This is a genomic window from Bradyrhizobium sp. AZCC 2230 (genome assembly GCF_036924495.1).
Classification (GTDB): Bacteria; Pseudomonadota; Alphaproteobacteria; order Rhizobiales; family Xanthobacteraceae; genus Bradyrhizobium; species Bradyrhizobium rifense.
In genome coordinates this window covers 8,804,266-8,825,206 of record NZ_JAZHRS010000001.1, presented here as the reverse complement: position 1 = coordinate 8,825,206, position 20,941 = coordinate 8,804,266, and the positions used below count along the sequence as shown (strand labels likewise).

At 65.0% G+C, this 20,941-nt stretch carries 22 protein-coding genes; 17 read left to right on the top strand and 5 right to left on the bottom strand.

The features are described from left to right. Nucleotides 1-200 precede the first annotated feature (200 nt). The 15 genes from folP (at nucleotide 201) to V1280_RS41885 (ending at nucleotide 13,340) form a co-directional block, all read left to right on the top strand. Nucleotides 201-1,061 (top strand): dihydropteroate synthase, encoded by an 861-nt coding sequence (folP, locus tag V1280_RS41955; RefSeq protein WP_334536715.1) that lies wholly within the window; start codon nucleotides 201-203, stop codon nucleotides 1,059-1,061. Continuing rightward, nucleotides 1,058-1,426, top strand: a complete 369-nt coding sequence (gene folB, locus V1280_RS41950; RefSeq protein ID WP_027533885.1) for a dihydroneopterin aldolase — start codon at nucleotides 1,058-1,060, stop codon at nucleotides 1,424-1,426. Before folP ends, folB begins: the two co-directional genes overlap by 4 nt. Before the next feature lies 1 nt (nucleotide 1,427). Then, complete coding sequence (gene folK, locus V1280_RS41945; RefSeq protein ID WP_334536712.1) at nucleotides 1,428-1,919, top strand: 2-amino-4-hydroxy-6-hydroxymethyldihydropteridine diphosphokinase; 492 nt, start codon at nucleotides 1,428-1,430, stop codon at nucleotides 1,917-1,919. A gap of 82 nt (nucleotides 1,920-2,001) precedes the next feature. After that, entirely contained in the window at nucleotides 2,002-3,873 is a 1,872-nt protein-coding gene (locus V1280_RS41940) for a methylmalonyl-CoA mutase subunit beta (RefSeq protein ID WP_334536711.1), read from the top strand. Then, nucleotides 3,870-4,334, top strand: coding sequence for a GFA family protein (locus V1280_RS41935; protein WP_334536710.1), 465 nt, complete (start codon nucleotides 3,870-3,872; stop codon nucleotides 4,332-4,334). Before V1280_RS41940 ends, V1280_RS41935 begins: the two co-directional genes overlap by 4 nt. 24 nt (nucleotides 4,335-4,358) lie before the next feature. Next, nucleotides 4,359-4,550, top strand: coding sequence for a hypothetical protein (locus V1280_RS41930; protein WP_334536708.1), 192 nt, complete (start codon nucleotides 4,359-4,361; stop codon nucleotides 4,548-4,550). Next, nucleotides 4,547-6,703 carry a methylmalonyl-CoA mutase gene (gene scpA / locus V1280_RS41925; RefSeq protein ID WP_334536707.1) on the top strand — a complete coding sequence of 719 codons (2,157 nt, stop codon included), beginning with the start codon at nucleotides 4,547-4,549 and terminating at the stop codon, nucleotides 6,701-6,703. Before V1280_RS41930 ends, scpA begins: the two co-directional genes overlap by 4 nt. 217 nt (nucleotides 6,704-6,920) lie before the next feature. Further along, nucleotides 6,921-7,682: an RsiV family protein gene (locus V1280_RS41920; RefSeq protein WP_334536706.1), complete on the top strand. Its 762-nt coding sequence runs from the start codon at nucleotides 6,921-6,923 to the stop codon at nucleotides 7,680-7,682. A gap of 108 nt (nucleotides 7,683-7,790) precedes the next feature. Continuing rightward, nucleotides 7,791-8,780 carry a tripartite tricarboxylate transporter substrate binding protein gene (locus tag V1280_RS41915; RefSeq protein WP_334536704.1) on the top strand — a complete coding sequence of 330 codons (990 nt, stop codon included), beginning with the start codon at nucleotides 7,791-7,793 and terminating at the stop codon, nucleotides 8,778-8,780. Between the two features lie 121 nt (nucleotides 8,781-8,901). Then, nucleotides 8,902-9,216, top strand: coding sequence for a nucleotidyltransferase family protein (locus tag V1280_RS41910; RefSeq protein WP_334536702.1), 315 nt, complete (start codon nucleotides 8,902-8,904; stop codon nucleotides 9,214-9,216). Then, nucleotides 9,217-9,561 (top strand): HepT-like ribonuclease domain-containing protein, encoded by a 345-nt coding sequence (locus V1280_RS41905; RefSeq protein ID WP_334536700.1) that lies wholly within the window; start codon nucleotides 9,217-9,219, stop codon nucleotides 9,559-9,561. A 21-nt stretch (nucleotides 9,562-9,582) separates the two neighbouring features. Continuing rightward, the gene (gene meaB / locus V1280_RS41900; protein ID WP_334538562.1) at nucleotides 9,583-10,569 is read left to right on the top strand and encodes a methylmalonyl Co-A mutase-associated GTPase MeaB; all 987 of its coding nucleotides are present in this window, start codon (nucleotides 9,583-9,585) and stop codon (nucleotides 10,567-10,569) included. Beyond that, on the top strand, nucleotides 10,566-11,222 hold the full coding sequence (locus V1280_RS41895) for a pyroglutamyl-peptidase I (protein WP_334536698.1): 657 nt from the start codon (nucleotides 10,566-10,568) through the stop codon (nucleotides 11,220-11,222). The genes meaB and V1280_RS41895 overlap by 4 nt, the downstream gene beginning before the upstream one ends. Before the next feature lie 201 nt (nucleotides 11,223-11,423). Beyond that, the gene (locus tag V1280_RS41890) at nucleotides 11,424-12,794 is read left to right on the top strand and encodes a TIGR03808 family TAT-translocated repetitive protein (protein WP_334536696.1); all 1,371 of its coding nucleotides are present in this window, start codon (nucleotides 11,424-11,426) and stop codon (nucleotides 12,792-12,794) included. A gap of 237 nt (nucleotides 12,795-13,031) precedes the next feature. Next, nucleotides 13,032-13,340: a GIY-YIG nuclease family protein gene (locus tag V1280_RS41885; protein WP_334536694.1), complete on the top strand. Its 309-nt coding sequence runs from the start codon at nucleotides 13,032-13,034 to the stop codon at nucleotides 13,338-13,340. A 125-nt stretch (nucleotides 13,341-13,465) separates the two neighbouring features. On the opposite strand, the gene V1280_RS41880 is transcribed toward V1280_RS41885, so the two are convergent. The 4 genes from V1280_RS41880 to V1280_RS41865 all read right to left on the bottom strand — a co-directional run bounded on the left by V1280_RS41880 (nucleotide 13,466) and on the right by V1280_RS41865 (nucleotide 17,545). After that, a complete protein-coding gene (locus tag V1280_RS41880) occupies nucleotides 13,466-14,107 on the bottom strand; it encodes a TIGR03809 family protein (RefSeq protein WP_334536692.1) in 642 nt (213 codons plus the stop codon). Between the two features lie 480 nt (nucleotides 14,108-14,587). Beyond that, on the bottom strand, nucleotides 14,588-16,270 hold the full coding sequence (locus tag V1280_RS41875; protein ID WP_334536690.1) for a S8 family serine peptidase: 1,683 nt from the start codon (nucleotides 16,268-16,270) through the stop codon (nucleotides 14,588-14,590). A gap of 16 nt (nucleotides 16,271-16,286) precedes the next feature. Further along, entirely contained in the window at nucleotides 16,287-16,979 is a 693-nt protein-coding gene (locus V1280_RS41870) for a hypothetical protein (RefSeq protein ID WP_334536689.1), read from the bottom strand. Further along, a complete protein-coding gene (locus V1280_RS41865) occupies nucleotides 16,976-17,545 on the bottom strand; it encodes a sigma-70 family RNA polymerase sigma factor (protein WP_187437318.1) in 570 nt (189 codons plus the stop codon). The genes V1280_RS41870 and V1280_RS41865 overlap by 4 nt, the downstream gene beginning before the upstream one ends. 438 nt (nucleotides 17,546-17,983) lie before the next feature. Between V1280_RS41865 and V1280_RS41860 the strand changes: the two genes are divergently transcribed. Together V1280_RS41860 and V1280_RS41855 are read left to right on the top strand one after the other, a co-directional pair. Further along, nucleotides 17,984-19,141 (top strand): GGDEF domain-containing protein, encoded by a 1,158-nt coding sequence (locus V1280_RS41860; RefSeq protein ID WP_334536685.1) that lies wholly within the window; start codon nucleotides 17,984-17,986, stop codon nucleotides 19,139-19,141. 63 nt (nucleotides 19,142-19,204) lie between these two features. Continuing rightward, on the top strand, nucleotides 19,205-20,305 hold the full coding sequence (locus V1280_RS41855; protein ID WP_334536683.1) for a DUF2336 domain-containing protein: 1,101 nt from the start codon (nucleotides 19,205-19,207) through the stop codon (nucleotides 20,303-20,305). Here the strand turns inward: V1280_RS41855 and V1280_RS41850 are convergent. Beyond that, entirely contained in the window at nucleotides 20,302-20,940 is a 639-nt protein-coding gene (locus V1280_RS41850; RefSeq protein WP_334536682.1) for a DUF1109 domain-containing protein, read from the bottom strand. The genes V1280_RS41855 and V1280_RS41850 overlap by 4 nt on opposite strands. Nucleotide 20,941 lies beyond the last annotated feature (1 nt).

Here is a 20,941-nt window from a genome sequence, read left to right as displayed (position 1 = left end):
GCGAGACGTGCGGCGCGTAGCGTCGCAGGGGGAGCCTCGAAGGATGCACGGCCACGCTACCTCTACACCGAGAGAGCCGGGCCGTCGCCCTTCGAGGGCCGCTGAAGAAGCGGCCACCTCAGGGTGACGGTTACAGAGTGGCGCATTTGCGCCCCTCTCCCGTCTTGACTCCCCCTCCCCGACCGCGCAAAGCCACGCGCATGAATGCCTCGCCCTCCCCATCCGTCCCGCCGGCCGGCTCGGCCGGGCTAGATGCGCTGCGGACACTGCTGGAACGGCCTCTGCCGGCGGTGATGGGCGTGCTCAACGTGACGCCGGATTCCTTTTCCGACGGCGGCGATTTCATCGCACCGAACCAGGCGCTGGCACGGGCGCGGGCGATGATCGAGGCCGGCGTCGACATCATCGATATCGGTGCCGAGTCCACCCGGCCCTACAAGGGCGCCCAGCCGGTGACAGCGGCGGACGAGCTTGCCCGGCTGAAGCCGGTGCTACCTGATATCGTCGCGCTCGGCGTCCCCGTATCGATCGACAGCATGAAGGCGGAGGTCGTGGCCTTCGCACTCGACCGGGGCGCGGCCATCGCCAACGACGTCTGGGGGTTGCAGCGCGATGCCGATATGGCGCCGGTGGTCGCTGCAAGAGGCGTCCCCGTCATCGTCATGCACAACCGCGACAGCGTGGATTCCACCATCGACATCGTCGCGGACATGAAGGCGTTCTTCCTGCGCTCGCTCGACATCGCCGCGAAGGCCGGCATCGCGCGCGAAAAAATCGTGCTGGATCCCGGCATCGGCTTCGGCAAGACAGCCGAGCAGAGCATGATCGCGCTGGCGCGGCTGCACGAGCTCGACATATTCGGCCTGCCAATCCTCGTTGGCGCCTCGCGCAAGCGTTTCATCGCGTCCGTGTCGCCGTCGGAGCCGAAGGAGCGGCTCGCCGGCTCGATCGCCGCGCATCTGATCGCAGCCCAAAAGGGCGCGAAGATCATCCGGACTCATGACGTCGCCGAGACCTTGCAGGCCCTGCGGGTCGCCAACGCAATCGAGAGCAAGCAATGACCGATACGATCTTCGTCACCGGCCTGTCGATCCATGCACGCCATGGCGTGATGGATCACGAAACCGAAGTCGGCCAGCGCTTCGTCATCGACCTCGAGCTCTACACCGACCTGTCGGAGCCGTCGCGCAGCGACCGCCTCGCCGATACCGTCTCCTATGCCGACGTGGTGGCGACCACGACGGCGGCGTTCAAGAACACCAATTACAAGCTGCTGGAGCGCGCGGCGGGCGCCGTCGCCGACGCGATCCTGTCGCACTTCCCGCGCATCCGCGCCGTGAAGATCACCGTGCACAAGCCGCATGCGCCGATCGCCGCGATCTTCGACGATGTCGGCATCATGCTGACCCGTTCGCGGCACCCCTGACATGGCGAGCGTGCTGATCGCACTCGGCGGCAATGTCGGCGATGTCCGCGCGACATTCCGCAAGGCGATCGCCCATATCTGCGGCATGGCGCAAGCCGCGGTGATCGCGCGTTCGTCGGACTATACCACGCCGCCCTGGGGCGACGAGGACCAGGATCCCTTCATCAATGCCTGCGTCGAGATCGAGACCGACCTCGATCCGCACGCGCTCTTGTTCGTCATGCAGAAAGTCGAGCAGAAGTTCGGCCGCACGCGCGACAAGGACCGGCGCTGGGGTCCGCGCACGCTCGATCTCGACATGATCGCCTATGGCGACGTCAGCCTGCAAGTATCCGATTTGATACTGCCGCATCCGCGGCTGTTCGAGCGCGCCTTCGTGCTGGTGCCGCTGGCCGAAATCGCGCCCGACCGCGTGATCTCGGGCATCCGTGTGCGTGACGGCCTCGCCAGCGTCTCGACGCAAGGCATTGAGCGGCTTTCGGATACCGGTTAACCAAAAACAACCGTTTGCAGGGAGGACCGGCCGTGGCAATTTCGCCTGCGTATAACGCGACGTTTTGGGAGCTCCTGGCCGTATGACCTCCGTGACTGACAATCTGCCGCTGGCGGCCGATTTTCCCAAGGCGACGGACGCGGACTGGCGCAAGCTGGTCGACGGTGTGCTGAAGGGCGCGCCGTTCGAGAAGCTGGTCGGCAAGACCTATGACGGCGTGAGGATCGAGCCGCTCTATCCGCGCGCCAAGGGTGCTGCGCCCGTGGTGGGACGGCCGGCGGCCGCGCCATGGCAGATCATGCAGCGGATCGACCATCCGGATGCGGCGGCCGCGAATGCACAAGCGCTGACGGATCTGGAGAACGGCGCCACGGGACTTTCGCTGGTGTTCGCCGGCGGCAATGGCAGTCACGGTTTCGGCCTGGAACCGACGGCCGACGCGGTCGCGAAGGTCTTGAAGGACATTCATCTTGATGCCGGCATCGGCATCGAGCTCCAGGTCGGTCCGCAATCGCGGATGGCGGCGATCCATGTCGCGGAATATGTGAAGAGCAGGGGCATTGATCCCGCCGCCTGCGATATCCGCTTCGGGCTCGATCCGCTTGCGGCCTGCGCGGTGTGGGGCAACAGCCCCTATAGCTGGGAGGAGATCGTTCCCGCCGTCACTGGTGGTATCAAGGGCCTTGCAGCGCTGGGCTTCCAGGGACCGTTCGCCTCGGCTGATGGACGCGTGATCCACGATGCCGGCGGCTCCGAGATGCAGGAGCTTGCCTTCGTGCTCGCCTGCGGCGTCGCCTATTTGCGCGCGATCGAGAGCGCCGGCGTTCCGCTCGAGCAGGCGCAGAGTATGGTGTATGCGCGACTAGCGGCCGATGCCGATCAGTTTTTGACCATGGCAAAGTTCCGCGCGCTGCGGTTGCTGTGGGCGTGCATCGAGACGGCGTGCGGGTTGACGCCAAAACCACTGTTCGTTGCCGCCGACACGGCCTGGCGCATGCTGACGCAGCGCGACCCCTACGTGAACATGCTGCGTGCAACCATGGCGACATTTGCGGCCGGGCTCGCCGGCGCCAATGCGATCACGGTGCTGCCGCACACGCTCGCGCTTGGGCTGCCCGATCCGTTCGCGCGCCGCGCGGCACGCAACACGCAACTTCTGCTTCTGGAAGAGAGCAATCTGGCCAAGGTCAGCGATCCCGCAGCAGGCTCCGGCGGAATCGAGACGCTCACTGCACAGCTCTGCGACGCCGCCTGGGCGCTGTTCCAGGAGAGCGAGAAAGCCGGAGGCGCCTTCGCGTCGCTTCAGCAGGGTCTGTTCCAAGGCAAGGTCGCAGCCGCACGGAAAGCACGTGACGCCAACATTGCCAGGCGCCGTGACGTGCTGACCGGTGCCAGCGAGTTTCCGAACTTGCACGAGCGCGAGACGACGGTGCTGAAAGCTACGCCCATCGCGCTCGCACCTTATGGCGAGCAGAAGTTCAAGTTCGATGCGCTGGTGCCGATGCGCCTCGCCGCGCCGTTCGAGGCGCTGCGCGACAAATCCGATGCGGCGCTGAAGGCGCGCGGAACACGGCCCAGCGTGTTCCTGGCCAATCTCGGCACGGCTGCCGATTTCACCGCGCGCGCGACATTCGCAAAAAGCTTCTTCGAGGCCGGCGGCATTTTGGCCGTCGACAGCGAGGGTTTTGGCGATCCCACCAAGCTGGCCGCTGCCTTCAAGGCCTCCGGCGCCGCGCTCGCCTGCCTCTGTTCCAGCGACAAGGTCTATGCGGAACACGCCGAGGCCGCGGCAAAGGCCCTGCAAACGGCGGGCGCACGACATATCTATCTCGCAGGCCGTCCGGCTGAGGCCGAGGCGACCCTGCGCGCAGCCGGTGTCATCGGCTTTGTGTTTGCCGGCGGCGATGCGCTCACCACGTTGCAGGACGCTTATTTGCGGATGGAGCAGGCATGACCGACGTCAGCAAACCCGTTCTCACCGGCGGCTGCCAATGCGGCGCGATCCGCTTTGCGATTTCGGCGGCGCCGAACAAGGTGTCGATCTGCCATTGCCGGATGTGCCAGAAGGCGAGCGGCGCGCCGTTCGCCTCATTCGCCGACATCAACCGCACGGATTTCGCCTGGACCAAGGGCGAGCCGTCGTTCTTCCGCTCGTCCTCGATCGCCGACCGCGGCTATTGCGCCGCCTGCGGCACGCCACTCAGCTTCGGCCGCATCGACGGCGACCGGATCGAGATCATGACCGGCGCATTTGATCGGCCGGACAGGCTGGTGCCGACGCGGCAATATGGAAGCGAATCCCGCCTCGGCTGGGTGGTCGGCGTCGCCAACCTGCCGAGTCAGACCACGCAGCAGAATTACGGACCGGAGAAGATGGCGACCATCGTCAGCCATCAGCATCCGGATCATGATTGAAGTCAACCCGTGATAGGCTATGCCATGCTTCAGGCGCTGGGAGAAATGCTGCTAGGCTTGATAGAGTGGAAGGCGAACGTCGGGAAGCTGCTCGCCCGGCTTCTGTGGAGCGGGACCGGCATGATGACTGAGAACCGGTCGGATGATCCCGCTTACAAGAAGAATTTGCAGAGGCTGATCGAGCATCACCGCAGGTTTGAGGAATCCAAGGAATGACCCGCATTCCCAATTTCGCCGATGTCGCCTTCGAGCGGACCGCAACCACCGCACCGTCAGGCAGCGCCGAGCCGTGGCTGACGCCGGAGGGCATTCTCGTAAAGCCCGCCTATGGCGAGGCTGATCTGGCCGGGCTCGATTTCCTCGAGACCTATCCGGGCATCGCGCCGTTCCTGCGCGGCCCTTACCCGACCATGTATGTCAACCAGCCCTGGACGGTGCGGCAATATGCCGGCTTCTCCACGGCGGAGGATTCCAATGCGTTCTACCGACGCAATCTGGCTGCGGGACAGAAGGGCCTTTCGGTCGCCTTCGATCTCGCCACCCATCGCGGCTATGACTCTGATCATCCGCGCGTCGGCGGTGACGTCGGCATGGCCGGAGTCGCGATCGATTCCATCTACGACATGCGCACGCTGTTTGCCGGGATTCCGCTCGACCAGATGAGCGTGTCCATGACCATGAACGGCGCGGTGCTGCCGATCCTCGCGCTGTACGTCGCCGCCGCCGGCGAACAGGGCGTCGCGCCGGAAAAGCTGTCGGGCACCATTCAGAACGACATTCTGAAAGAGTTCATGGTGCGCAACACCTACATTTATCCGCCTGCGCCCTCGATGCGGATCATCTCGGACATCTTCGCTTACACCTCGCAGAAGATGCCCAAGTACAATTCGATCTCGATCTCCGGCTACCACATGCAGGAAGCCGGCGCGACGCAGGATCTCGAGCTTGCCTATACGCTCGCAGATGGCGTCGAATATCTGCGTGCCGGTCTTGCCGCAGGCCTGGATGTCGACCGCTTCGCGCCGCGGCTGTCGTTCTTCTGGGCGATCGGCATGAACTTCTTCATGGAAGTCGCCAAGCTGCGCGCCGCGCGGCTGCTGTGGGCGAAGCTGCTGAAACCCTTTAATCCAAAGGATCCGCGCTCGCTGTCGCTGCGCACGCATAGCCAAACCTCGGGCTGGTCGCTGACCGCGCAAGACGTCTTCAACAACGTGATGCGCACGACGGTGGAGGCGATGGCGGCGACGCAAGGCCATACCCAATCGCTGCACACCAACGCGCTCGACGAAGCGCTGGCGCTGCCGACCGACTTTTCGGCGCGCATCGCCCGCAACACGCAGCTCTTCCTCCAGCAGGAGAGCGGCACCACGCGCATCATCGATCCCTGGGGCGGCTCGTATTATGTCGAGCGGCTGACGCGCGATCTCGCCGCGAAGGCCTGGGGCCACATCCAGGAGGTCGAGGAGCTCGGCGGCATGGCCAAGGCCATCGAGGCTGGTGTGCCCAAGCTGCGCATCGAAGAAGCCTCTGCCAAGACGCAGGCCCGGATCGATGCCGGCAAGCAGGCGGTGATCGGCGTCAACAAGTACAAGCCGACCGACGAAGCCGCCATCGACATCCTCAAGGTCGACAACACCAACGTACGCCGGCTTCAGATCGACAAGCTGACACGGCTGAAATCAGAGCGCAGCCAGAAGGACGTCGAGGCCGCGCTCGCCGCACTGACGCGCTCGGCCGGCGAAGGCAACGGCAATCTGCTCGCGCTCGCGATCGACGCGGCACGGGCCAAGGCAACCGTTGGCGAAATCTCTGACGCAATGGAGAAAGTGTTCGGCCGGCACCGCGCCGAGATCAAATCCATCACCGGCGTCTACAAGCGGGAGGCGTCCACCATGGGTAACCGGGTCGAGAAGGTTCAGGCGCTGATCGACGCCTTCGAGGAGGCCGAGGGCCGCCGCCCGCGCATCCTGGTCGCAAAGATCGGCCAGGACGGCCACGACCGCGGCCAGAAGGTGATCGCCTCTGCCTTCGCGGATATCGGCTTCGACGTCGACATCGGGCCGCTGTTTGCCACCGCCGACGAAGCCGCGCGCCAGGCCGTCGAGAACGACGTCCACATCCTCGGCGTTTCCTCGCTCGCCGCCGCCCATCTGACCGCTGTTCCTGAACTCAAGGCTGCGCTGAAGAAGCAGGGCCGCGAGGACATCATGATCATCATCGGCGGCGTCGTGCCGCCGCAGGATTACGACGCGCTCTATGCCGCCGGCGCCGAAGCGATCTTCCCCCCGGGCACGGTGATCGCGGAAGCGGCCGAGGAGCTGATCCGCAAGCTGAATGCCCGGCTCGGGCATAGCGAGGCGGCGGAGTAATTCCGCCGCCCCTTGGGCTCCCCGTATCAAACCGGCAGGCGAGCTGTTGCGACCAATCTTCACGTGTTGGTGTTGGCACCGCGCGTTCTGCGCCGGTTCATCTTGCGATCATTACGCTCACGCTGATGTCCGAACGCGTCGACGGCGATCGGATGCAAAATTGATGGATATTGAAGTGACATATCATCGTGCAAATGTGCGCGCAGGATTGCTCGCGATGCTTTCTGCCGTCGCTGCGATCGCCCTTGCCTCCCCCTCTCTCGCGGCCGATGCAAAGTCCGACGCCGTCATCAAGAACAGGAACATCGAGGCGCGTGTCTTCCTCGACGACAAGATCAAGGCCGACACGGCGCTGGCGGCCGATTGCCTGGCCGAAGGCAAGAAGTGGCTGGACAAGAACGCAGCCGACGCAGCCAGCTCGCGCAAGCAGGATCCGCAATTCTTCAAGGACGGCGGCTGGGATTTCGAGCGCAAATATTCGATCCGCTCGGTGGTTGCCGACCGCTATGTCAGCGTCCTGCGAGACGACTACATGGACACCCATGGCGCACATCCCAATTCGGACGTGAACACGGTCCTGTGGGACAAGTCCGAGAGCAAGCGCATCTCGATCCGCCCGTTCTTCACTGAGACCGCCGACAATGGGCCGACCATGAAGGCGATGATGAAGGCCGTGATCGCCTCGCTCAGAATCGAGAAGAAGAAGCGCGACACCAGCGAGACCGCGACCGAGGAATGGTTCAAGGGCCTCACACCGAGCCTGCTCAAGATCGGCGCCGCGACGCTCGCGCCGTCGACCGAAGCAGGCAAGAGCTCCGGCCTCACCTTCCACTACCCACCCTATGCGGTCGGCCCCTACGCCGAGGGCCAGTATGTCGCATTCATTCCGTGGGAGACATTGAAGCCCTATCTCACGCCGGAGGGTGCACGCATCTTCGGCGGTGCGCGGCCAAAGGGCGACGCTGACGAGCAGCAGTAAGTTGCCGTTGCTCACGGCGCCGTCGGGCGGCCGCTTGCGACATCCATGCAAAGCCGCGTAGCATATTGCATTGACGAGCCCGATTCCCGAGGGCCGCCGGGATCATTGATGCCAGGAATCACGCGCCGCATTTTCGCGGCCTCTTCGGTGGCCGCCGCCACGTCCGCCCTCCTCTCGCCCGCGCGCGCGCAAGCCTATCCGGCGCGGCCGGTGACCTTGATCGTGCCGTGGGGTGCGGGCGGCGGCTCGGATGCGACTGCGCGCATCGTCGCGACGCTGCTGGAGAAGGAGCTCGGCCAGCCGTTCAACGTCGTCAATCGCACCGGCGGATCCGGCGCCGTCGGCCACGCCGAGATCGCAGCCGCAGCGCCGGATGGCTACACGATCGGCATGCTGACCGTGGAAATAGCGATGCTGCATTGGCAAGCCCTGACGCAGCTGACGCCACGGAATTTTACGCCGCTGGCGCTGGTGAACGAGGACCCGCCGGGCATCCAGGTGTCCGCGTCATCGCCATACAGGACGGTGAAGGAGCTGATGGATGCCATCAAGCTGGCGCCTCCGGGACGGTTCAAGGCTTCAGGCACCGGACAAGGCGGCATCTGGCATCTCGCCCTCGTCGGCTGGATGCAGGCGATGGGATTGCCGGCAAACCAGGTTGCGTGGTCGGCGTCGAATGGCGCAGCCCCGGCCATGCAGGATCTCGTCGCGGGCAGCCTCGATCTCACCACCTGCTCGGTGCCGGAGGCGCGCGCCACCCTTGAGGCCGGCCGGGCCCGGAGCCTCGCGATCATGGCGCACGCGCGCAATCCGATCTTCCCCGACGTCCCGACGCTGAAGGAGACGCTCGGCGTCGATTTTTCCACCAGCTCATGGCGCGGCATCGGCGGCCCCAAGGGCTTGCCTCCGGACATCGCCGCCACGCTGACCGCCGCCTTGAAGAAGGTATACGACTCCCCTGCATTCAAGGACCTCATGACCGGACGCGGATTCGGCACCGTCTGGCGCGATGCCGGTCAGTTCGAGACCTTCATGGACCAGGCGGATAGCCAGATGGGTCAGGCGATGAGGGCGGCCGGATTTGCCAAGGCCTCTTGAGGTTTCGTGCTCAACGCGGAAACCGCCGCATCATCCTTTTGACCTCGCCTGGCCCGCTGGAGCGCCTAACAGGCCCTGACGGCGCTGGGCGGGTTGACGACCCTGTGCTAATATGTGGGCTATGACTGATGTCGTCGACATTCCGCTCCAGACGCTCGTCGGGAAGCTGAGGGAGCTTGCACCCGCCTTGAGGGCTTCGGGCATCACGCGCCTGTACCTGTTTGGATCCCGTGCGCGCGGCGACGCACGGCCCGATAGCGATCTGGACATCTTGGTCGAGACAACTTCGCGCGAGGAATCGCCGCGATTTGACTATTTCAAAGCTCTCCACTTGATTGAAGACCATCTCGACCTTCGGGTGCAAATATCGATGCGAGATTTGCTGAAACCGCGCATGGCAGAGCGGATCGCGGATGACCTGATCGAGGTCTTCTGAATGCCGCCGACCGTGGAAGACCGGCTGCGGGATATTCTGGAAGCCATCACTGACATCGAAAATGCCGTGAGGGACTTTACGTTGGATCAATTTGTCGCCGAGAAAACAACCCGGCTGGCAATCGAACGTCTCCTCGAAATCATCTGCGAAGCGTCGAGATTTATCCCCGACGATCTAAAGCGGGCCGAGCCAGAGATCGACTGGCGCAAGATGATCGACTTCGGAAACCTGCTGCGCCACGCCTATCATATGACGAAGGCCGAGATCGTTTGGGACATCGTTCAAATCCACCTTCCACCATTGAAATCTTGCGCTGAAAGACACATTCGCATGTCGGGCCGCTAGCGGCTGGATGCGAAGACCATGATGACCAATAGCAAGACCATCAATATCACCGCCCTTGCCCGCGACCTCCGCGCCGGCCATCGCGCGGCGCTGGCGCGCGCCATCACGCTGGTGGAGAGCCGGCGCGGCGATCATCAGGCGCAGGCGCGTGAGCTGGTGCAGATGCTCCTGCCCGATACCGGCAAGGCGGTTCGCGTCGGCATCACCGGTTCGCCCGGCGTCGGCAAATCCACCACCATCGATGCGCTCGGGACCTATCTGATCGAGCAGGGCAAAAAGGTCGCGGTGCTCGCGGTCGATCCGTCCTCGGCACGCAGCGGCGGCTCGATCCTCGGCGACAAGACGCGGATGGCGCAGTTGTCGGCGTCCGACGATGCCTTCATCCGCCCCTCGCCGTCGTCAGGCACGCTTGGCGGCGTCGCGGCCAAGACGCGCGAGGCGATGCTGCTGTGCGAGGCCGCCGGCTTCGACGTCGTGCTGGTCGAGACCGTCGGCATCGGCCAGTCCGAGACCGCGGTCTGCGACATGACCGATTTCTTCCTCGCGCTGATGCTGCCGGGCGGCGGCGACGAGCTGCAGGGCATCAAGAAAGGCCTCGTCGAGCTCGCCGACATGATCGCGATCAACAAGGCCGACGGCGACAATCTCAAGCGCGCCAACATCACCGCGGCCGACTATCGCGGCGCGCTGCATATCCTGGCGCCGAGGTCCGAACATTGGCACCCGCCGGTCGTAACCTATTCGGCGCTGGCCGGCACCGGCATTGGCGAGCTCTGGCAGAAGATCCTCGAACACCGCACGGCCATGAACGCATCCGGCGAGTTCGCCGCGCGCCGGCGCGACCAGCAGGTGAAATGGATGTGGTCGATGCTGGAGCAGCGCATGCTGGCGCGGCTGCGCAGCGAGGCATCGGTGCGGGCCAAGGTCCGGAAGATCGAGTCCGAAGTGGCCGGCGGCCATCTCACGCCGGCGCTCGCCGCCGGGCAGATATTGGAGTTGCTGCAATGAGCGACAAGCTCCGCATTCTCCTCACCGGCTTCGGCCCGTTTCCCGGCGCGCCGCATAATCCGACCCAGCCGCTGGTGGCGCGGCTGGCGCAATTGCGCCGCCCTGCGCTCGATGATGTCGCGCTATCGCGCCATATCTTTCCGGTGACTTACGCCGCGGTGGACCGGCAATTGCCGGAGGTGCTGGCGAAAGTGAGGCCGGATGCGCTCTTGATGTTCGGCCTCGCCGCGCGCACGCCTTACCTGCGCATCGAGAGCCGCGCGCGCAACGCCGTCACTATGCTCTGGCCCGATGCCGCCAACACCCGCTCGAGCAAGCGCGGCATCGCCGGCCATGCCGACGCCATGACCTTCGGCCCGCACACGGCAAGGCTCTTGCGCGCCGCGCGGCTCACCGGCATCGATGCGCAGCCCTCGCGCGACGCGGGCGCCTATCTCTGCAATTATCTCAGCTGGCGCGCGATCGAGAATGTCAGGGCGGGCGGGCCGGGGCTCGCGGCGTTCATCCACATTCCCCTGCTCGCGCGCAGCGGCGCCGTGCGGCGCAAGGGCGCGCCGCGGATTACGCTGGACGAATTGGTGGATGCCGGGGAAGCGATGCTGATGGAGATGGTGGGTTTGGCGAGGAAGCGGCGGAACACTCAGGTTTCGTAGGGTGGGCAAAGGCGCAAAGCGCCGTACCCACCACATGTCAGCGTTTGCAGCGAGAATGGTGGGCACGCTTCGCTTTGCCCACCCTACGGCACCTCCGCTGCGGTAAACATTTAACCCTACCGCGAACAATCCTCACGGCGCTCCCCCGCCCTGCGCTACCTAACGCTCGCGGACTCCCCCGCGTCCGCCGAAGGACGCGTCATGGACCTCAATCGCCGTCATCTCATTGGAGCTTCGACCGCCGGCATCGCCGGTGCGCTCGCCATGCCTGTTGACGCCGCGCGCGCAGCGCCGCTGACGTCACTGCTTGGCCGCGATGCGACCCAATATGGCGTGCGGCCCGGCAGCGGCGAAGATCAGACGCGCGCGCTCCAGCGCGCGATCGACGAGGCCTCGCGCGCGCAGATGCCGCTTGCGCTTCCGCCCGGACACTACCGAACCGGACTGCTGCGGCTGCCGAATGGCGCGCAACTGATCGGCGTGCGCGGCGCGACAAAGCTTATCTTCACCGGCGGGGCGTCTGCGATCCGGAGCGACGGATCGGACTCGATTGGACTGACCGGCCTCACCTTCGACGGCGGCGGCATTCCGCTGCCCACGCGGCGCGGACTGATCCATGTCCTCGGCGGCCGCGACGTCCGCATCACCGATTGCGAGATCACCGGTTCCGGCGGCAGCGGCATCTGGCTCGAGCAGGTCGCGGGCGATATCTCCAGCAACATTTTTAACAACATCGCTGTGACGGCGGTGGTCTCGTTCGATGCCAGGGGCCTCAGCGTGTCCCGCAACACCATCGTCGGCACCAATGACAACGGCATCGAGATCCTGCGCACCGCCATCGGCGATGACGGCACGCTGGTCGCGGACAATCGCATCGAGGACATCAAGGCCGGCCCCGGCGGCTCCGGCCAGTACGGCAACGCCATCAACGCCTTCCGCGCCGGCAACGTGATCGTGCGCGGCAATCGCATCAAGAATTGCGATTACTCCGCCGTGCGCGGCAACTCGGCCTCGAACATCCACATATCAGGCAACAGCGTCAGCGACGTGCGCGAGGTCGCGCTCTATTCCGAGTTCGCGTTCGAGGCCGCGGTGATCGCCAACAACATTGTGGATGGCGCCGCCGTCGGCGTCTCCGTCTGCAATTTCAACGAAGGCGGCCGCATCGCGGTGGTTCAGGGCAACATCATCCGCAACCTGATCCCGAAGCGGCCGATCGGGACCGCACCCGACGACAATGCCGGCGTCGGCATCTATATCGAGGCCGACACCTCGGTGACCGGCAATGTGATCGAGAACGCGCCGTCCTACGGCATCGTCGCCGGCTGGGGCAAATATCTGCGCGACGTCGTGATCTCGGGCAACGTGATCCGCAAGGCGCTGGCCGGCGTCGGCGTCTCCGTCGTGCCGGGCGCGGGCACCGCGCTCGTCAACAACAACATGATCTCGGAAACTCCGCGCGGCGCCGTGGTCGGCCTCGATCACGCGCGGGCCGTCACGGCGGACCTGTCAGCGGACGGCGCCCAACGCTTTGCGCAGGTAATGGTCGGCGGCAACGCGGTACGGCAGTAGGCAGGGCCGTGGCAGTCGGGCTGTTCATCCTTCGAGGCTCTCCAAGCGGCCCGGTGCGCCGCTTGGCTCGCACCTCAGGATGACGGATCGAAATGCTCAGTTCTAGGAAACCGCGAAATTCGACGACACACTCAAAAGTTGCTTCATCGCGCATTGACAACACGCACGCGGCCGTCATCCTGAGGTGCGAGCCCGGCGGTGCGCAGCACCGTCCGGGGAGCCTCGAAGGATGGTGTCGTGGGCATCTATGTCTACATGCTGCGATGCGCGGACGGTTCTTTCTACATTGGCAGCGCCACCGGTGAGGACACATCCAAGCGCGTCGATGGGCACAATGCCGGTGCTTATCCGGGATACACCTTTTCGAGACGTCCGGTCGTTCTGGTGTGGTCCGAATATTTCGACCGTATCACGGACGGCATCGCGGCCGAACGGCAACTGAAGGGCTGGAGCCGCGCCAAGAAGGAAGCGCTCATTCAGTCGGATTGGAAGGCCGTGCGCCAGTTTGCTCGGCGGCGGGCGGGAGCGCCTAGGCCGAAAGAGTGATCTCGGATACGGCTGCAGATGGGCCGTGCATCCTTCGAGGCTCTCCATAGGACGCGTTGCGTCCCATGGAGAGCACCTCAGGATGACGGGGTTGGAGAAGGCGCGGAGGCTTCCGAAGACAGGCCCTAGAACGTATTCCGCAGCAGCGGGTACTTCGCCTCGATGCCGTCGAGGCTGAAGGTGAATTCGACCACGCGCTCGGGGGCCGCGACGATTTCGGCGGCGGGTGGCGAGAAGGTCTGCAGGAACGAGGCAATCGACGCCACTGGCGCGGTCGGAGCGGCCGGTGCCATCCGAACGGCCGGTGCAGGCGGAGCGACCGGCGCAATCGGGGCGACCGGTGCGGTCGGGGCCTCCAGGATCTCGGCGAGCACGTCCAGCGTGGGTTCGAGCCCGACCGGAACGGCGGTCTCGGGCGCGATATGCACGGCCTTGGGCTGCATGGCCTTGGGCTGCAAGGTCTGGGGCTGCGTGGTCTGGGCCTGCTCGCGCGGAAACACGCGCGGCATGGTCGCGGGCGACCAGCCGAATGCGGAGGTCACGCTCGCGGCGGCCGCGGCGACGTCCCCGCCATTCGCAAGGGCGCGCCAGGTCTGGACCGCGCGCTTGGCTTCCTGGATGTTTTCGAGGAATGCGAGTTCGCTGTGATAGCGGCGCCAGCGTCCGGTCTCGAACATTTCGGACAGATGTTCCAGCCGCTGTTCGGCGAGAGCGCACCATCGTGTTGCAAGCTCGCGGCTTCCAGCCGCGCTGTGGCGATGAGTCATAAATCAGCCCGTCAGGAGAAAATACGGACGCGACGCAACGCACACGAATCAATTTAGGAGCGACATGAATATTTTGTGGAAAAGTTTTGACTTGTCCAGCAACGACACGGCCCTCGTCACAAAAGTCCGTAGTCGTGCGGAGTTTTCAGGGCTTTTCGAGTCAAGCTTCACGCAAGCATAGCGGACTTGCCACGCGCCGGCGCCGACCCATCACGACGATCGCGCCGACGGGCTCAACCGCAAGCTGATCTCGCATCACGCTTCAAGAAATCGGACGCCCAAAAAGAAAAGACCCGTCCGGGGGGACAACCGGACGGGTCGAGCCATATGGGCGCTTGGGGTGGATGGGCGCTCGCGCCTAATATGACTGATGGGGAGGGATGACCGCTCCCACATAAATTGGTCGTGGCAGCTGGCTGAACGTTCAAAGCGGCGTTCGATTTTTTAACCTTTGGCCGACGCGCAAGGTTGTCGCAGGCGCTATCGCCCCGCCGGCTTATCCGCCTGAGAAACCGTGGCTTTATCGCCCGCGCTCGACAGCGAAGGTTGTTCGATTGCGCGGCTGCCGGGATCGTCGCGACGCTTCTCGGCATCTTCACGTTTAGTTGTACCGGACGCAGCCGCGACCGGCGTCGTGCTGTCGACCGGAACGGCCATGACCGCGGCGAACGCATCGGGCTCGCCGTCGCCGAAGAGATCATCACGCCCGGGTGAACCGAGGTCACGCGCGGTCTTCGACAGTGTCATGCGCAGCGCTTCCGGCTTCAGGGAATAGTTGCGCTCGAGCAGCAATGCCGCGACGCCGGAGACATAGGCCGCCGAGAACGAGGTGCCCGACGTCATCTGGTATTTGCCGTCCGGCGCCGGCAGGAAGATGTCGACGCCGGGTGCGGCCAGCGCGATGTAATTGCCGCGGTTGGACGCGGTGAACAGTCTGTCCTGCTGGTCGGTCGCACTGACCGCGATCACGTTGGGATTGGCGGCCGGATAAAGCGGCGGCGATTTGGCGCCGGCATTGCCGGCGGCCGCGACCAGCACCAGGCCGCGCGCGGCAGTTGCCGCGATCGCCCGCTCGATCACCGCGTCCTTCGGACCGGCAAAGCTCATATTGACGATCTGGGCGCCGTGCTCGGCTGCGTAATTGAGCGAGCGCAGGATGATGTAGGACGAGCTCTCGGCGCTGCCGGTGGTGCCGCCGAAGGCGCGAATGGCGATGATGCGCGCTTCCGGCGCGCTGCCCATCAGCTTCGCATGCGCCACGATGGCCCCCGCAATGCCGGTGCCGTGGATATGGGGGCCCTCGCTGCTGCCGAGCGCGTCGAAATTGTCGGCGATGGAGTTGGCGAGTTCGGGGTGCCTGGCGTCGATGCCGGAATCGATCACGGCGACCGTGACATTGGCGCCGTGCGCCAGCGTGTGCGCCTGCGGCAGGCGCAGCTTCGCCAGCACGTATTGCGCCGGATCGCCCTCGGTCGGCACCGCCGACTTCTGGTCCTGGAGCACGTAGCGGAAGTTCGGCTGGAGCGAACGCACACTGCCGTCGGCGGCAAATTCGCGCCGCACCGTCTCATACGGCCGGCCGTCGGCGATGCGGAACAGGCCGACCGTGGCCCCGATCAGCGGGAAGTTTTCCGAAGAGACGCGCCTCAAACCGTGACGCCGCGCGAGCTCATCGGCCTCGGTCAGCGACAGCGCGCTGTCGATCTCGGCCACGAACTCGTTGGCGAAGCTGCGCAGATTGATGGCGACCGGCGTGTTGTTGCCCCGCCCCTTGCCGGCGCTCTTCCTGGCCGATTTGCCGGAGCCGTCGCCGCTTCCGTTCGCCTGTGCCAGGCACTCGCCGTCGGCGTCGCGATAGGCCGCCGTGCAGGCCGGATAGAGGTTCGGCGAGTAGCGCGCATAGGGCAGCACCGGGTTCGTCGCCATCCGCGCCGAGATCCGGGCTGTCGTCACCACGTGCGGACCGTGATCGACACTCACCGCCCTGGCAGAAATGCTGGGACTGATGGTCGGCGTCCGCGAGGGAACGCTGATGGTCGGCGTGCGCATGATCGCCTGAGCGTGCGCCACCTCGATGCCGAGGCAGGCGGCAAGCAGCAGCGCGGCTCCGACCGACGAAGCATAGGCCCCGGCTCGCAACTGACTCTCGGACTTGCGTGTCATTGGTGCAGCGGCGCGTTTAAGGCGCCGCCACGGCGAGGTTGACGAACTTCTCGCGCTGCATCCTGCCGAGCAGCACACTGAGTTCGTCCTGGCTCATCGCCTTGTCGAACTGCAGGCGGAACATGCCGCCCCTTGCATCGCCGATGATCGAAGCCTGGTAGCTATCGAGCAGCGCGGTGATGTCGGCGACGCGCGCCTCGGGCGTGAAGCGCACCAGCGCCCGCGAAGGTGCAGCCGCCCCGAGCTCGCGCGTGATCGGCGCGCCGGTCGAGAGCGATGCGGTCTGGAAGGTCGAGGTCTGGGTCTTCATCAGCACGGCGCCGATGATGCCGGCTTGGAGCAGCAGCGCGATGGCGCCAAGGCTCGCCGACCAGGCGAGCGTGCGCGGCGACAGGCTCGAGAAGAACGCAGCGATGCGCGCCGACAGCGGCAGCGAACCGGTCGCCTGCGCCGGCTCGGCGTCGATCGCGGCGAACAGCTTCTGCATCGCGCGCGCCGACGGAGCGCCCAGGCTCTCGTTCAAATGAATGGTCTCTTCGTATTCGCCGCGGATCGCCGCATATTGCCTGGCGAGCGCCGGATCGCTGGCGAGCGCTTCCTCGACGCGGCGGGCATCGCGGGCATTCAGCGTGCCGGCGGCGTGCCACGGCAGCAGCAATTCAATTTCACTGGGCTGTTGCTCCAGCATCTTCTTGCTCAACGCCATCATGGCCAGCCTCGCTCAATGCCGGCTGCCTTCAGCAGTTCGGCCAATTTCTTGCGCGCATAGAATAGGCGCGTCTTTACCGTGTTCTCCGGGATCCCGACGATCTCCGCCACCTCTTCCACGGACTTCTCGTGGTAGTAGACGAGGTCGACGATTTCCCGATGGTCCGCCGAGAGGCCCGTCAGACACTCCCGCAACGCTTCACTGGTATCCTTTTTCTGGACCACCGTTTCTGGATTGTCGGACGAATCCTCGATCGCATTGGCGGCCTCGTCGTCCAGTTCAAAATCCTTTCGGCGCCGAAGCGCAGACAGGGCCTTGAATCGGGTGATTGCCAGCAGCCAGGTGGAAACGGCGGATCGGCCCTCGAACTTGCCCGCTTGACGCCAGACGTCCAGAAATACCTCGCTGATGAGGTCTTCCGCCGTCTGCTCGTCCCGCACGAGCCTGAGCCCGAACCTGTAAACCCTGACATGGTGCCGCCCGTACAGCACCTGCATGGCAAGCCGATCACCTTGGGCGATCCTGGCGATAAGGACCTCGTCCGTAGCCGCCTGTGTCACGCTCAAAGGCCGTCTCGCAAAGTTTGTCGGGGCGATGCGGCGGACGGTTCGACGGGCGGGGTCAAATTCTTCAACCTACCGCAGTCATACGGGGAACTGTGTGATCTACCACACATACGCGCAATTTCCTTGTCCCACCCGTGGCGGTCGGCCGCTTCTCTGCAGAACGGTAACATAATACGGAAACACTCTCTCGCGGATTTGGCGTGAGCCCGCGTCGACGGCCCGGTCGAGCCCGGTCCTTGACGCGACCCTGTGCACCTTATGTCGCACGGAGCAGGCTTTGGTCCGCGATATCGCCTGCGATGCCTAACTGGCTGCAAAATTCCGCGCTGCACGAACCCCTCACTGTGCCGCGTTCCCCCGGATTCGGTGCAAAAGGATACCAAACCTAAAGGCTTGCCACGTAGATTTTTTCGGCTGACATCCACTATTGGCGGGACCATGAGCACGGCCGCGACGTCCTTTCCGGAGAGGAATGCCGCAGAGGTTGCGGATCTCGTCCTCACGTCCGGGGCGGCCGCACCCGAGGTGCTGGCGCGCCGGGTCCGCCAGCGCCGGCAGATGTATGTCGGCCAGGTCGTCAGCTACTCCCTCGGCGCCTCGGTCCTGCTGCTCTACGCCTATGACGGCGCCGTTCACATCAACGTTCCGTCGCTGTTCTGGGTCGGCGGCCTCCTGATCATCGGCATCTTCGTCGTGATGTCGGAGGCCGGCGTCGGCGACAAGCACAACGACCACTACCTCACGGTGTTCCAGATCTCGGCGCATATGGCGCTGCAGTTCGTGTTCCTGGTGTCGGTGCCGACGATCGGCATCGCTTTCATCAGCGTGCTGTTCCTGATCTTCGCATTCGGCACGCTGCGCATGACCTCGGCCCAGGCGATGCTCACATGGGCGATCGCGACCAGCGCGCTCGCGGCCGTGTTCCTCGCCTCCGATCTGCCGATCGGCATGCCCGTTGCGACGAGGCTGCAGCGGACCGCCGCGATGTTGTGTTTCGCGCTGGTGATCGGCCAGTGCGCCTTCCTCGGCCTGTTCGGCGCCACCCTGCGCAAGATCCTGTACCGGCGCAGCATCGAGCTGAAAGATGCCTATCAGCGCATCGAGGAGCTCGCCGAGCTCGACGAGCTGACCGGCTCCTACAACCGCCGCTGCATCATGCGACTTCTCGACGCAGAGATGGAGAAGTCGCGGCAGGCGGCCGCGCCTTGCGCCATCGCACTGATCGATCTCGACTGGTTCAAGCGCATCAACGACGCCCACGGCCATCCCATCGGCGACGAGGTACTGCGGACCTTCGCCATCACCATCTTCGCCAATATCCGGCCCGACGACCGTTTCGGCCGCTATGGCGGCGAGGAATTTCTGCTGCTGCTGCCCGGCGCCGCAAGCGAGGCCGCATCGCGCATGCTCGATCGACTGCGCAGCATCGTCGCCGAGCTCGACTGGAGCGCATTCTCGCCCGGTCTGCGCGTGACGATTTCCGCCGGCGTCGTGACGCTGCGCGACAACGATACCGCCGACACGTTTCTGGCGCGCGCCGATAGCGCGCTCTATTCCGCCAAGGCGCAAGGGCGCAACCGTATTGCAACCAGTTGACCAATCCATTTGCTGCCGGCGCGTGAGAAGACGCCGCCGGATCGAATGCTCCAGGACAGGGCCATGAGAACCAAATCCGTCAAGTCATCCGAGAATTTGCTCGAGGAATTGCAGTCGGCACTCTCGCACGGCACCGTCGCGCGCCGGGTCGAAACGCTGCGCCGGGTCACCGACCTCTTCGTCAACAACGCGGTGGATTATTCCGACGATCATATCCGCGTCTTCGACGACGTCTTTCAGTGCCTGATGGAGCAGATCGAGACCTCTGCGAAGGCGCTGCTCGCCGACCGGCTCGCGCCGATCCCAGCCGCACCGCCCAAAATCATCCGGACGCTCGCACTCGATGACGTCATCGAGGTCGCCGGTCCCGTGCTGACGAAGTCGGAACGGCTGGACGAGACAACCCTGATCGAGATCGCGCGCAGCAAGAGCCAGGCCCATCTCAGGGCGATCTCGTTGCGTCGGGTGCTTTCGGAGGCGCTGACCGACGTGCTGGTGGCGCGCGGCAACGAGGACGTCGTGCAGTCGACCGTCGGCAACCCGGGCGCGCAGCTCTCCGAGGGCAGCCTCACCGATCTCGTCACCCGCGCCGAACGCGACGACGATCTTGCCGCCTGCATCGGCGTGCGGCCCGACCTGCCGCGCCATCATTACCTGAAGCTGATCGCCAAGGCCTCCCTGAGCGTGCGCAGGAAGCTGGAGGCCGCACATCCGGAACTCGCCGACGAAGTGTCGAGCGTGGTCCAGGAAGCGGCGCAGCGAGTCCGTAACGCAGCCATGACCCGGCAGACCGAGTTGGCACGCGCGCTGGTGAAGTCACTTCACGACGACGGCCGTCTCAACGAATTCCAGGTCACGTCCTTCGCCGAGCAGGGCAAGTTCGACGAGACCAATGCCGGACTCGCAGCACTGGCCCGCGTCGCGGTCGAGACCGCCGAGAACATGATGATCGAGAGCCGCACCGAGGGCGTGATGATCCTCGCCAAGGTCGCCGGCATGCAATGGTCGAGCGTGCGCGCCATCATCGCCATGCGCGAAAAGCTCTCGGGCGGCTCGCAGACCGACATGCTGATGCTGCGCGATACGTACGAAGCCCTCCGCAGCTCCACCGCCCAGCAGGTGCTGCGCTTTCACCGCATGCAAAGCACGACGTCCGCAGCTTAATACCTCAAAACCCTCGACCCCACCGCAGCGCCGATCGCGGTCACCACCGCGGTCGCGATCGTGTACCAGGTCGCGACGAACAGCGGCGAGTCGTCGGTGCAATGCGAGGCGTAGAGCGTCGCGGCGAGCCCGGCCGACAGCAGGCCGGCGAGTGCACCCGCAAGCGCCGGCTGCGACGGCGCGCCGTGGCGCAGGCCGAACAATGCGCCCGCGAGCAGCGGCAGCGACATCGCGGGGATCGCCAACATGCACCACCGCGAGTTCTTGCCGACCAGCCGCATCGTCATCGGCATGGCCGGCGCCATCATCGCTTCGCTGCCGATCGCGACGGCAAGCAGCCCGACGGGAAGCAGCAGGAGCCAGCCCCAACCGCGCATCAAGGCTTCGGGCCGCGACAGATGCAGGCTGATGATGATAGCGGGGATCGCGAGCGACAGCGTGACTGCGAACTTCATGTCGAAGAACGGGTTGTGCATGGCGCTCATCACGTCGGGCCGCACGCCGAGGAACGTCGCGAAGATGAGGATCGACAGCGGCGCCGCCACGAGAAGTGCCATGGTCAGCATCGCGCCGACGCGCGGGGCGCGGTGGGCGTTGTCGGCCGAGAGCGTACGAATGAGTTGATCGGTGTCCATG

Coding starts and splice junctions, on each gene's coding strand:
- folP (WP_334536715.1), top strand. CDS start 201: ATGAATGCCTCGCCCTCCCCATCCGTCCCGCCGGCCGGCTCGGCCGGG.
- folB (WP_027533885.1), top strand. CDS start 1,058: ATGACCGATACGATCTTCGTCACCGGCCTGTCGATCCATGCACGCCAT.
- folK (WP_334536712.1), top strand. CDS start 1,428: ATGGCGAGCGTGCTGATCGCACTCGGCGGCAATGTCGGCGATGTCCGC.
- V1280_RS41940 (WP_334536711.1), top strand. CDS start 2,002: ATGACCTCCGTGACTGACAATCTGCCGCTGGCGGCCGATTTTCCCAAG.
- V1280_RS41935 (WP_334536710.1), top strand. CDS start 3,870: ATGACCGACGTCAGCAAACCCGTTCTCACCGGCGGCTGCCAATGCGGC.
- V1280_RS41930 (WP_334536708.1), top strand. CDS start 4,359: ATGCTTCAGGCGCTGGGAGAAATGCTGCTAGGCTTGATAGAGTGGAAG.
- scpA (WP_334536707.1), top strand. CDS start 4,547: ATGACCCGCATTCCCAATTTCGCCGATGTCGCCTTCGAGCGGACCGCA.
- V1280_RS41920 (WP_334536706.1), top strand. CDS start 6,921: ATGCTTTCTGCCGTCGCTGCGATCGCCCTTGCCTCCCCCTCTCTCGCG.
- V1280_RS41915 (WP_334536704.1), top strand. CDS start 7,791: ATGCCAGGAATCACGCGCCGCATTTTCGCGGCCTCTTCGGTGGCCGCC.
- V1280_RS41910 (WP_334536702.1), top strand. CDS start 8,902: ATGACTGATGTCGTCGACATTCCGCTCCAGACGCTCGTCGGGAAGCTG.
- V1280_RS41905 (WP_334536700.1), top strand. CDS start 9,217: ATGCCGCCGACCGTGGAAGACCGGCTGCGGGATATTCTGGAAGCCATC.
- meaB (WP_334538562.1), top strand. CDS start 9,583: ATGACCAATAGCAAGACCATCAATATCACCGCCCTTGCCCGCGACCTC.
- V1280_RS41895 (WP_334536698.1), top strand. CDS start 10,566: ATGAGCGACAAGCTCCGCATTCTCCTCACCGGCTTCGGCCCGTTTCCC.
- V1280_RS41890 (WP_334536696.1), top strand. CDS start 11,424: ATGGACCTCAATCGCCGTCATCTCATTGGAGCTTCGACCGCCGGCATC.
- V1280_RS41880 (WP_334536692.1), bottom strand. CDS start 14,107: ATGACTCATCGCCACAGCGCGGCTGGAAGCCGCGAGCTTGCAACACGA.
- V1280_RS41875 (WP_334536690.1), bottom strand. CDS start 16,270: ATGACACGCAAGTCCGAGAGTCAGTTGCGAGCCGGGGCCTATGCTTCG.
- V1280_RS41870 (WP_334536689.1), bottom strand. CDS start 16,979: ATGATGGCGTTGAGCAAGAAGATGCTGGAGCAACAGCCCAGTGAAATT.
- V1280_RS41860 (WP_334536685.1), top strand. CDS start 17,984: ATGAGCACGGCCGCGACGTCCTTTCCGGAGAGGAATGCCGCAGAGGTT.
- V1280_RS41855 (WP_334536683.1), top strand. CDS start 19,205: ATGAGAACCAAATCCGTCAAGTCATCCGAGAATTTGCTCGAGGAATTG.
- V1280_RS41850 (WP_334536682.1), bottom strand. CDS start 20,940: ATGGACACCGATCAACTCATTCGTACGCTCTCGGCCGACAACGCCCAC.